Here is a 12275-nt window from a genome sequence, read left to right on the forward strand (position 1 = left end):
GAATGGATTGTCTTTTCCCTCCTAATCTCTTTAGACTTTTTCTATCGGCGCAAAGGATGCTAATAATCGTTTAATTCCGACGCCTTGGAAGGCAATATCCAATTGAAGGCCATCGCCTTCGCCAGTTGTTTGAACAACGACACCTGTTCCCCATTTTTTATGACTTGCTTTGTCACCCACACGCCAAGCTAACTTGTCAGCACCGCTGTTTCCTGTCTGGTTGACTTGTTGAACGGGCTTGGCAGGTGTTTTTGGAGCAGGTTGAGCTTCACTAAAGGCACGGTCGTAGCGATCATTTTGCCAGCGTTGACGGTAAGTCGTCGCTGGTTGTTGACTACCAAATGAGGCGCTCCTCACTTGACTAGCATACTCTAAAGAGTCATCACCAATCTCTTCAATAAAACGCGATGGTGGGTTGTTTTGAGTCCGTCCATATAAGAGACGGCTGTAAGCATTGGTTAAATATAATTTTTCTTCTGCACGTGTAATCCCAACATAGGCTAAACGACGTTCTTCCTCCATATCAGACTCTTCCATTAATGAACGGAAGGATGGGAAAATCCCTTCCTCAACACCAATGACAAAGACAACCGGGAATTCCAAGCCCTTAGCAGCATGCAAGGTCATTAAGGTCACTTCTTCTTGCGGTACTTCTTCAACTTGATCTAAATCAGATACAAGAGCCAAGTCCGTTAAGAAAGTTGTTAAATCAGCGTCTTCTTGCATTTTTTCAAATTCTTGTGTCACAGAGAGGAACTCGTTAATATTATCGATTCGTGCTTCAGATTCTAGCGTATTCTCTTCTTTTAGACGTTCAATATAGGCCGTTTGTTTTAACAGTTCTTCCACAATTTGAGTCACGGTTAAAAATTCAGCTTGTTTTTGTAATTGTGCCATCATTTGAGCAAATTTAGCTGTTTCTTTAGCTGCCTTACCTGTTAAAGGTGACAAAGGAACATTTTTGGCTGCTTCTAAGTAAGAGTAATTGTAAACATCAGCGAACTGATATAACTTCTCCAAACTAGCTGCACCAATTCCTCGTTTTGGCACATTGATAATACGGTTAAAGCTCAAATCATCGGCTGGATTGGCAATCAACCGAAGATAGGCCATCACATCTCTAATTTCTTTACGATCATAGAACTTATGTCCGCCAACCATTTTATAAGGAATGTTTGATTTAACCAGTGTATCTTCAATGACACGAGACTGGGCATTGGTCCGGTATAAAATAGCGAAGTCACCATATCGGCGTTTCTTCTCCCGAACAGCGTCTAACATGGTTGAGACAATAAAACGCGCTTCATCATGCTCTGATTGGGCACGGTAATAATGGATTAATTCTCCGTCATCATTATCTGTCCATAGCATCTTATCTCGGCGGTTATTATTGTTTTTAATGACATTGTTGGCAGCTTGAAGAATACTTTTTGTTGAACGGTAATTTTGCTCTAATAACACAACTTTGGCGTTAGGATAATCCTTTTCAAAGTTTAAAATATTTGACATATCAGCCCCACGCCAACCATAAATACTTTGGTCAGCATCTCCCACTACACAGATATTGTGTAGTTTTTTAGCGATTAAATTAACTAAGCGGTATTGGGCATAGTTAGTATCTTGGTATTCATCAACGTGAATATATTGAAATTTATGTTGGTAGTAAGCGAGTGTCTCGGCATCTTCCTCAAATAGGTTCACCGTTAACATAATTAAATCATCAAAGTCCATGGACTGCGCATTTTCTAAAGCACGTTGATAGGCCTGATAACACTCTGCTACAATATTATCAAAGTAGTTGCCAGCTGCCATGTTGGCATATTCTGCGGGTGCAAGCAGTTCGTTTTTAGCTGTTGAAATTTTACCTAAAATCGCACGTGCTTCAAACTTTTTAGGATCAAGGTTTTTGTCTTTTATAATTCGTTTCATGAGACTTTCAGTTTCACTTTGATCACAGATCGTAAAGTTTCTACCATAGCCAATTTTTTCAGCTTCACGACGAAGAATACGGACACACATGGCGTGAAACGTTGATACCCACATATCATTTCCTGCAGTGCCGACTAAACGGATCACCCGTTCTTTCATTTCATTTGCGGCCTTGTTTGTAAAGGTAATCGCTAAAATATTCCACGGGTTTACCATTTTTTCTTGTAGTAAGTAAGCCATTCTGTGAGTCAAGACACGGGTTTTCCCACTTCCTGCCCCTGCCATAATGAGTAATGGCCCTTCTGTAGCCACTACAGCTTCTTTTTGTCTAGGATTCATCCCATTCAATAGTTTCTGTTCTTGCACGACGGCCATCCTTTCTATTGATAAAAGCTTTTTTATGCTTGTATGCATCATGCTCTAGTCTATCATTTTACAGCTGTATGGGCAACGAAACGACTAAATTTTTATTAAGCTTAATGGGGCCATAATCGGTCTGAAAATAAAAAAATCCAGCTAGAAACTAGCTGGAGCCATTCATGGTTATTGTGGGAAACCAATGAAGGGTTTGGGTACATTTAATATACCCTACCTTCATTGATTAACCGTTAAAAGAATGTAAAGTATTTGTAAAGTTTACTCCCAATCCCACTTACGGTCAAAATCTTCAATATGGTCCACTTGAGCAACGACATAACCAATCGCCTTGTTTGGATTTTCATTATCACTCGGATAAAAGGTTACCTTCCATTCTGGATGAAGCCGAAAATGCTCTTTAAATGCATCTAGTTGTTCGCGATAAAGATAACGAATGGTAACGGCACGTTGTGGTGTTAATCTCGGTAGCGGTAAATGGCATACTAAACGGAGCAACGCTTCGTATTGAGACATCATGCAACATTCACTTAAGAAATGGTTGGCTTCTTGAGGATTAACGCTAATCCGTTTGACGTAAAGCATCCCTGATGGGGTCATAAATAATTCGATGGTCACTAAGCCAATCAATGCCATCGCTCCTGCTACAGTTTGGGCCATTAATTGAATAGCCTGATTAACATCCTGTGATACTCTGGCAGGAGCATGAACCGCTAATAACTTGCCATCACGAGAGACTTTTTCTACTAGAGGAAACAAGCTAACCTGACCGTCTGCATCTACAGCTGCAGTCATCGTTAATTCTTTATCGAAAGCAACCCACGATTCTAGTAGCAAACTGCCTGTCTTCAGCATTCGTTCAGCATGATAAAAGTCTTCTTCACTATACAAAATGGCATTTGGTATTTGATTAGCTTCGACCCGAATCGCCTTTAACACACAAGGAAAACCGATTGATTTTACCGCCTCTTGCAAATCATCTAAGCTAGTAATGGTTGCATGAGGGGTTACATTGATATTTAAAGACTCTAAAAATACTTTCTCAATTAGGCGGTCCTGTGTAATCGATAGCATCTCTGAGAATTGAGGCATCGGTAAATAAGATTTAATCTTTGAAAAGGATTCAGTGTCAACTTGACCTGATTCAAACACTAACACATCTGCCTGACTGGCTAAATCAATCAGCTTCTCCTTCTCTACTAAAGTGCCTGTCATCATTTGGTCTGCCAACTTAGCAGTCTGATGATCAGGCCTATCTGTTAAAAGAATAGAGCGATAGCCCATTCTCCTTGCTTCTAAAAGCAAGCCATAGGCGGTTGGACCGCTACCGATGATACCTATTTTTTGTCCTAGTAATTGTGTTTTTGCCATTTTACCACCTCAGTGCCTAATATCATTTTCCAAATTAATCATATTTATAGAGCTCGTGTTCTTCAATGACTTGAATGAGCTTTTGGGGGTAGTCTGGATCGGTCGCATAACCAGCTTCACGAAGGGCACGAGCCGCTTCCTGATAGCTATCAGCTTCAATAACACCGTGATAAAGCTCATGATTCCAGCTTGTACCACTCACCATCAATAATGCATGGTCTTCAATCGAGGCAGCCAGACTATCATAGACTTTAAAATTAGCTGTAATCGTCAGCCATTCACCATCATAAAACTCTAGTGTTTCAAGTGCGATAACTGAATCGTTTTCGCCACCTTTCACCCCATATAGATTATTATAATGAGCTGCTAAGTCGCTGGACCCCCAATCCGATTCTAATATGGCTTGGGCAATACTCAAACTCGCTCGAACACCGTAGCGTTCTTGCATAGCTTGAGCGATAGGAGCGATTGTCTCAATAAAGCCGACATCATCCCTACTTCTTTCACTTTCGCGTTGACTACTAAAGGCAGAAAATTGCGTAGCTAAAGCATGGCCAGCCATATAAATGATTAACACACCAAAAAGAACCTGCACTATTTTTTTCTTTAATGCTTGATTCTCTTTTTTGCTTCTTCTCTTTATCTTCTTTTTGGCCATTACTTCCTCCTGGCTTTTTTGCACATCTCTCACTTATTCTAATTCATTAATTTTTTGCCGAATAGCATCATTCTCTTTTAACAGAGCAATGTATTCTTCTAACGTTAAATCATTTTCTTTTATATACAAGGCATTCTCCACACCAACATAACGAAAATGCCATGGTTCATAAGCAATAAAGGTAATCGCTTCTTTACCTTTAGGATAGCGCAAAATAAACCCATAGTCGGCAGCATGGTTTGCTAGCCATTGCCCTTCTGCTATTTCCTCAAACGCCTCAACTAAGCCGTCTCCAGTGCTAGCGAGCGTAGGCTCTGTAATATCAACTGCTAAGCCGGTTGAATGTTCACTGGCATTTGGCAAAGCAATATATGCTTCTGTCTTGCTAGTCGCTTCTTCACTTGAATAGCCTTGATCGATGTAAGTTTGATAGACAGAATCGTAGTTAAGTTGTTGGCTCTCAATGGATCGGTAGCCTGAAATTAAGATAAATTCCATGCCCGCTGCTCGTCCATCAGCCATCATCTGCTCATAAGCATCTGCCATTCTGCTATCAATGGGTTTTCCCTCATCGGTGATATAGTGGTCAAAGTCTGGATTAGCACTCAATTGGTTTTCCCGATTAACGAGTATTAAATTCCAATCATCCACACTGGCTTCTGGTGTTGGGACAAGTTGTTGCTCGAGTTGTTCCTTTTCAGATACTGTAATGTCACCTGTTTCACTAGTCGTTTCTTCTTCAATCACTTCAGACTCTTGGCTGTCTTTTATACTTATTTCTTGATTAGGTGTTGTCTTATTTTGGCAGGAATGCAATACGGTAGCCCCTAATATTAAAATAATCAGTATAGTAAATAAATAATTTCTGTTTCGTTTTTTACGTCGATGCTTTCCAGCCATGTTAAATCCCTCTTTTATTCCTTGACTTACTAAGGTTGCAATGTGTAGATACTATCAGGATTATTATCTTCAAACCATTCTAGCAAATCCACTTTCTTTGTTTCAATTTGTTGACGAATAACACTTGGAAGTCTCAGGTCAATGATATCCTGATAACTCCAAAAATCATAGCTTGTTTCTAATCGTAAAGATGTGACTGACGGCTTACGAATCGGGTGATCCGTATTAGTCTCCTCAACATTTTTCCATTTTACAGCAGCTATACCAGTCGTCAACCATTTTTTAGCAATCTGGTATTTTAAGAACTGATATTCTCTTACCGGATCATCTGCCACTTCTGGTAATATCTCTGCGTTACGCGATACCTTTTGGACTAACATCCACTCATAATCAGAAAATAGTTTCGCTACAATCTGCATATTATCAGGTTTCAGTCCATGTTCTCCTTTTTTCCAACGATCCCAACTTTGTGATGAGATCCCTAGTTGTCCAGAATAAAAAGCTTTTTCACTCACATACTGCTCTTTAATAGCATGTAGAACGATCGTAACCAATGCTTGATTCAATCAAAACGCCTCCTCAAACTATAGATATGTCACTATTATAACACCCATTGCGTGCATCCTACAGCTTATAGCCTCATTCTTACAAAAAAATTTAAGAGCGACTTATCTGAGTTTCACTTTAAACAAACCACCTGATAAGGGCTCGCCGTCTTTCTTGGCCGTGGTAATATAAAGGTCGTTTAAGTGTTCGCCACCTAGACAACATGAAGTGATATTGGAAACAGGTAAGGTGATATGCCCTTCCTTCTTGCCTGTTTCAGTATTCCACAAGCAGACTTGCTTGCCACCATACTCAGCCACCCAAATGCGGCCGTCTCTATCAACACACATCCCATCTGGCACACCATCACCAGTGATGCGACACACGAGTCGCTTGTTTGATAGCGCTGGTATTTCTAAATCATAATCATAGGCATGAACAGCCCGCGTTGGCGTATCAATGTGATACATGGTTTGGCCATCTTGAGACCACCCCAGTCCATTCGATAAGGTCAACTCCTTTAATAGCGTTTGATACTGGCCATCTCCATCTACGACATAAAGGCTTGCTCCGTTTTCAACCGTTTGATGATAACCCATGTTACCGATTAAAAATCGCCCCTTTGGATCAAGCTTACCATCATTATAGCGTAAGCGTTCATCCTGATTAGGCTGGCATAAAAAGCTACGTTCCCCACTCTCTTTATTAATTTTAAAGATACCCTCTTTTTCAGCAGATAATAACTCATGTTCCCCGTAAAGAACAGCTGCGCCAACTGGCCCTGAAGTGAGGTATGTTCTAATTTCTTTTGTCTGTTCGTTCATAACATAAATCACGTGATCCGTTATGGATAAAAAATAAAGCAGTTGATTCTGACTATCCCATACTGGACCTTCCAACAAGCTGTTTTGTGCAAAATAAACAAGTTCTGGTTCAAACGTCTGATACATCTTCGTCATTCCTCTCTTTTTGCCTATCTCTACTATACTGATATTATCTCACATATCAAATGAAGGCCCTTACATTTCAAGCTAGAAAACAGCAGTCTGGAATAAGTCCCAAACTGCTGTTTTAGTATTAAGCGATTGTCGCTTCTTTATACATAATAGATCCAATTTCATAGCCTTTAGCTTCTAGGCTCGTTTGAATAGCCGTTACATCATCGCTTTCCACTTGAATCACGACTTGAATTTTATCAGTTTTACGGTAAACAGCAACTTGTTGGATACTAATACCTGCTTCATAAAAAACATTAGTCACTTCTTCAAGAACACCCTTGCGGTCTTCAGCAATATGAATAACCACTCTCACGCCCGGTGTGTAGAATCCTAACACATCAATAAAGGCATCAAAGATATCTTTTTCAGTAATGATCCCAACAAGTTGGTCACCCTCTTCAACAACGGGCAACACACCGATATTGTTTTGGCGCATCTTCAAAGCAGCTTCCTCGAGTAAAGCTTCTTTGTTAATGGTAATGATTTTTTTCTCCATGATATCAGCTACACTTGTTTTATTAAGCAAGTAGTTAACCTCATGCATGTCTAAACTGGTCATCGTTGACGGTGTATTACGACCGATGACACCTTCTGTAATTAAACCGATTAAACGATTGCCTTCTACAACGGGCAGGCGATGAATCTGGTTTTCTTTCATTAAATCTAAAGCGTCTAAAATCTTAGTGTTTGGAGCAATTGTAACTAACTCTTTTGACATATAGCTATTGACATCCATTCATTACCCTCCTAGATATGCTTTTTGAACCTCATCACTCTTCAACAAGTTTTCTCCTGTATCCGACAAGACCACTTTACCTGTTTCTAGCACGTATCCGCGGCTCGCAATTTCTAAAGCCACTTTGGCATTTTGCTCAATTAGTAAAATAGTAGTTCCTTGCTTTTGAATATCTTGAATAATTTGAAAGATTTCTTTAATAAAGATTGGCGCGAGTCCCATCGAGGGTTCATCGAGTAACAACAATTTAGGTTGAGACATTAAGGCACGTCCCATCGCTAACATTTGTTGCTCGCCACCAGATAGGGTTGACGCATCCTGATTACGACGTTCTGCTAAAATAGGGAAACGTTCAAAAATTTTATCTAAATCTTCTTTTAAACCATCTTTTCCTTTTCGTGTAAAGGCACCTAAATCTAAGTTTTCTTGGACCGTTAGCCCTTTGAAAACATGACGGCCTTCTGGTACTTGGATGAGACGTCCTTCTACAATTTTACGAGCAGGTGTTTTGGTAATGTCTTGTCCCAAATAGTCAATGCTACCAGCTGTTGGACGAACTAGCCCAGACAGAGTACGTAGAATGGTTGATTTCCCAGCACCGTTTGCACCGATTAGTGTGACAATTTCTCCTTCATTCACTTCGAAAGAGACATCTTTAACAGCTTGAATCATGCCATATTGGACGGACAGATTATTTACTTTCAGCATTGCTAGTCTCCTCCCAAGTAAGCTTTAATAACTGCAGGATTTTTCTGAATGGCTTCAGGGGTTCCTTCTGCAATTAAACGGCCGTATTCCAAACAGTAGATGCGTTCGCATACCGTCATAACAAGCGACATATCGTGTTCAATTAAAACAACCGTAATTTTGAACTGTTGTTGAATTTGACGAATGAGGTCTGTTAATTCAGCTGTTTCTTGTGGGTTCATCCCTGCGGCAGGCTCATCTAAAAATAAAATTTTCGGTTGTGTCGCTAGTGCTCTAACAATTTCTAGACGACGTTGTTCACCATAGGGCAAGTTGCGGGCTAATGTATCTGTTTTTCCGTCTAAACGAAAAATCTTTAATAGCTTTAATGCTTCTGCTTTCATAGATTCTTCATTTTGATAAAATTTTGGTGTTCGGAAAATACTATGTAAGCTACCCACACCTTTTTTACTATGGAAGGCAATTAAAACATTATCCATGACACTCAAATCTTTAAACAGACGAATATTTTGGAATGTTCTTGCTAGCCCTAAGTCAGTAATGTTAAACGGTTTTTTACCATTTAATTTTATTTTTTGGCCATCATTCTCTAGGATAATATCCCCTTCTGATGGCACATAAACACCAGTCAATAAGTTAAAGAAAGTCGTTTTCCCAGCCCCGTTAGGCCCAATCAAACCAACTAATTCATTTTCCTCTAATCGAAAATCGACGTTAGACAAGGCAGCAAGACCGCCAAAGTTTTTGGTTAAATCTGTTACTTCTAGTAAACTCATTGTCCTGCCTCCTTATCTGTTTTTGGCTGGCGTTTTTTACGATCAAGCAAAGCTGAAATAGTAAACTCTTTGTTGCCCAATAACCCACCTGGACGGAAAACCATAATCGCAATTAAAGCTAGCGCATAAATAATCATCCGCATCTCTCCAAAGGATTGCAACGATGTATTCAAAATACCAAGTACAACAGCCGCCACAAATGTGCCTGTTACGCTACCGATACCGCCAAATACAACAATGATTAAAATATCAACTGAACGTTGGAATGTAAAATCACTTGGGTTGATTACACTAAAGAATGTCCCATATAACGAACCTGCTATAGACGCCGTTGCAGCCCCAATCATAAAAGCAATTACTTTATAAAGAGTCGTATTAACTCCCATTGATTCTGCTGCAATTTCATCTTCTCGAATAGAAATGGTCGCACGACCTGGACTACTCTTAATATAGTTAACTGTTACGATAGTCGATAAAACGACCATGATAAAAGCAACCATAATAAAGGATGTATTCGAATCAAAGGGGAAGGCAATACCAGTAATCCCACGTGCACCATTAGTAATATTCGGAATATTAATAATAATAATTCGGATAATTTCAGCCACCCCTAAAGTGGCAATAGCCAAATAGTCACCCTTTAAACGCAAGGTTGGAATACCGACAATCAAAGCCACTAACATAGCTAGAACCGCACCCACTACTAAACCAAGTAGGAAACCGCCAATACCGTCTACCTTATCGCCAACAATGGCACCGCTATAAGCACCGATGGCCATAAAACCAGCGTGTCCGAGTGAGAACTGTCCAGAAAAGCCGATAACCAAGTTCAAACCAACCGCTAAAATAATGTTAATCATAATCGAAACTAAAGTGATTTGGTGAAAGGCAGAAATAGTTCGTGTGCTAACACCTACATACAATGCTGCCGCTACAACAACAGTGAGGATAAGCCAACCCAGATTGTATTTATTAAATTGTTTCATCTGACTCACCTACACTTTCTCTTTTGTATTCTTGCCGAAGATACCCGATGGCTTCACAATAAGGATAATAATTAAGATGAGGTAAACAACTGCATCTTTATACATTGACCCACCGTAAGCACTAACCATTGTTTCAATGACTCCAATTAAGTAGCCACCAACCATGGCACCCGGTACAATACCAATACCACCAAACACAGCTGCTACGAAGGCTTTCAAACCGGGTGTCACACCCATAAGTGGATTAATTGAATTATAGTAAATACCAACTAATACTCCTGCTGCACCTGCTAAGGCAGATCCTAAAATAAAGGTAAAGGAAATGACATTATCCACATTAATCCCCATTAATTGGGCAGCATCCATATCGGTACTAACCGCACGCATGGCTTTACCCATTTTGGTGTATTTAATAATGACTTGTAAAGCAATCATCAAGAAAATAGTTGTTAAAATAATGGTAATTTGTTGGCTATTAATAGCGATGTTACCAAATTTAAAAATGTGATTTTCTAAAGCAGATGGGAAGGCTCTTCTCCCTGCTCCCATAAAGTAAATCATCAAGTTCTGTAATAAATAAGAAACCCCGATTGCGGTAATTAAAGTCGCAATTCGCGTTGCTCCTCTTAGTGGTTTGTAAGCCACCTTCTCAATCAAAACACCTAGAATCGCACAAAATAACATGGATAGAATAAGCGCTGGTACAAGACTAAGCCCAACATTACTAATTAGGCTATAACCAACATAAGCACCGACCATGTAAATATCACCGTGTGCAAAGTTAATCAATTTAATAATACCGTACACCATGGTGTATCCAAGTGCGATTAGCGCGTAGATGCTTCCCAGTGAGACTCCGTTTATCATCTGCTGGATAAAGCTCTCCATAATGACACCTCTTTTTTCTTTTTAATGATACTTTCCGCAGAAAAGGAGGCTGAGACAGATGTCCTAGCCTCCTTTCGAAAAGCATTAACAATAATAATCTTTATTTCTATGGTTCTACAACTGTATTCGCTACTTCAACACCTTCTTGAAGCTCGATAACGAATGTGTTTTTAATTGGATTATGGTTTTCATCCAATGAGAATGTTCCTGTAATACCTTCAAAGTCTGTAATTGTTGTTAGCGCATCTGTTACATCTTGAGGATCAGTTGATCCAGCTTCTTCCATTGCTGCAAATGCTAAGTTAGCTGCGTCGTAAGCCAAGGCTGCAAATGAGTCAGCCGCTACACCGTAAGTTTCTTCATATTCTGCTAAGAAGTCTTTTACTTTTTGGTCATCGCTATTTGGTGTGAAGTGTCCTGTATAGTACACATCGTTCACATTTTGAGCGCCTGCTAATTCAACCAATACTGAGTTAGCAAAACCGTCTGGTCCTAAAATCGGTTGTTCAATTCCCATTTCACGAGCTTGTTTGATAATCAAACCAGCTTCTTCATAGTAACCTGGGATAAAAATAACGTCGTAGTCTAAGTTACGGATATTTGTTAAAATCGCTTGGAAGTCAGTATCACCCGTTGAGAATACTTCTTCTTGGACAATCTCACCCGTGAAGACATCTTTAAAGGCATCTGCTAATCCCACACCGTAGTCAGTTGAGTTATCAACAACAATAACTGCTTTTGTAGCAGATAGATTGTTTTGAGCAAAGTTAGCTAAAACTTCTCCTTGGAATGAATCTTGGAAACAAACACGGAAAATATATTCCCATACTGTTTCGCCATCTTTCGTTACAGAGTCACCTGTTGCAGCTGGTAAAATCGCTGGCACACCTGCACGCGTTACAGCTGGTGTTTGAGCATTCGCATCACCTGTTGTTGCAGGTCCAATGATTACTGAAACATTGTCTTCTGTTGCTAAACGAGTCGCAACACTGGCTGCTTCTTGAGGTTCTGTTTTGTTGTCATAGCTGATGTAAGTAACGTCTTTACCTAAGACACCACCAGCATCATTAATGTTTTCAACAGCAAGTTTTACACCTTGATCCATTGGCGTACCGTATGCACTTGCACCGCCTGATAATTCAAAGTTACCACCAATTACTGCGCCTGACGCATCTGCTGCCCCACCATTTGATGAATCAGAATCTGCCCCGTTTCCACATGCAGCCAATAGCACTGTAGATGCTAGTCCTAACCAAAACTTTTTCTTCATATATATTCCCTCCATGTTCAACGCAGTTCATCTTTGCTGTTGATCGTTTATAAAATTAGGAGAGTATCTTTTTTCTCCTTAATTTTTAATGTTCATAGTATAGAATATTCTGACAATTTAAGCAACCTGTTTTT

12 protein-coding genes are annotated in these 12275 nt (G+C 39.8%); all 12 read right to left on the bottom strand.

The window, feature by feature from the left end:
- Positions 1–30: 30 nt before the first annotated feature.
- The 12 genes from pcrA to BW721_RS06700 all read right to left on the bottom strand — a co-directional run bounded on the left by pcrA (position 31) and on the right by BW721_RS06700 (position 12141).
- Entirely contained in the window at positions 31–2304 is a 2274-nt protein-coding gene (gene pcrA / locus BW721_RS06645) for a DNA helicase PcrA (protein ID WP_076767289.1), read from the bottom strand.
- Positions 2305–2565: 261 nt separating this feature from the next.
- Positions 2566–3675, bottom strand: coding sequence for an ATP-grasp domain-containing protein (locus BW721_RS06650; protein WP_076767291.1), 1110 nt, complete (start codon positions 3673–3675; stop codon positions 2566–2568).
- Between the two features lie 34 nt (positions 3676–3709).
- A complete protein-coding gene (locus BW721_RS06655) occupies positions 3710–4333 on the bottom strand; it encodes a glycoside hydrolase family 73 protein (RefSeq protein WP_076767293.1) in 624 nt (207 codons plus the stop codon).
- A gap of 33 nt (positions 4334–4366) precedes the next feature.
- Positions 4367–5233, bottom strand: coding sequence for a M15 family metallopeptidase (locus BW721_RS06660; protein ID WP_076767295.1), 867 nt, complete (start codon positions 5231–5233; stop codon positions 4367–4369).
- A 29-nt stretch (positions 5234–5262) separates the two neighbouring features.
- Positions 5263–5799: a hypothetical protein gene (locus BW721_RS06665; RefSeq protein ID WP_076767298.1), complete on the bottom strand. Its 537-nt coding sequence runs from the start codon at positions 5797–5799 to the stop codon at positions 5263–5265.
- A gap of 102 nt (positions 5800–5901) precedes the next feature.
- On the bottom strand, positions 5902–6729 hold the full coding sequence (locus BW721_RS06670) for an SMP-30/gluconolactonase/LRE family protein (protein WP_076767301.1): 828 nt from the start codon (positions 6727–6729) through the stop codon (positions 5902–5904).
- Positions 6730–6856: 127 nt separating this feature from the next.
- Complete coding sequence (locus BW721_RS06675) at positions 6857–7513, bottom strand: CBS and ACT domain-containing protein (RefSeq protein WP_076767303.1); 657 nt, start codon at positions 7511–7513, stop codon at positions 6857–6859.
- Positions 7514–7516: 3 nt separating this feature from the next.
- Entirely contained in the window at positions 7517–8221 is a 705-nt protein-coding gene (locus tag BW721_RS06680; protein WP_076767305.1) for an ABC transporter ATP-binding protein, read from the bottom strand.
- Between the two features lie 2 nt (positions 8222–8223).
- Positions 8224–8997 carry an ABC transporter ATP-binding protein gene (locus tag BW721_RS06685; RefSeq protein WP_076767307.1) on the bottom strand — a complete coding sequence of 258 codons (774 nt, stop codon included), beginning with the start codon at positions 8995–8997 and terminating at the stop codon, positions 8224–8226.
- The gene (locus BW721_RS06690; RefSeq protein ID WP_076768671.1) at positions 8994–9983 is read right to left on the bottom strand and encodes a branched-chain amino acid ABC transporter permease; all 990 of its coding nucleotides are present in this window, start codon (positions 9981–9983) and stop codon (positions 8994–8996) included. Before BW721_RS06690 ends, BW721_RS06685 begins: the two co-directional genes overlap by 4 nt.
- Positions 9984–9992: 9 nt before the next feature.
- Positions 9993–10871 carry a branched-chain amino acid ABC transporter permease gene (locus tag BW721_RS06695; RefSeq protein ID WP_076767309.1) on the bottom strand — a complete coding sequence of 293 codons (879 nt, stop codon included), beginning with the start codon at positions 10869–10871 and terminating at the stop codon, positions 9993–9995.
- Between the two features lie 106 nt (positions 10872–10977).
- Entirely contained in the window at positions 10978–12141 is a 1164-nt protein-coding gene (locus BW721_RS06700; RefSeq protein ID WP_076767311.1) for an ABC transporter substrate-binding protein, read from the bottom strand.
- Between the last annotated feature and the right edge of the window lie 134 nt (positions 12142–12275).

This window comes from Jeotgalibaca sp. PTS2502 (assembly GCF_001975685.1).
GTDB lineage: Bacteria > Bacillota > Bacilli > Lactobacillales > Aerococcaceae > Jeotgalibaca > Jeotgalibaca arthritidis.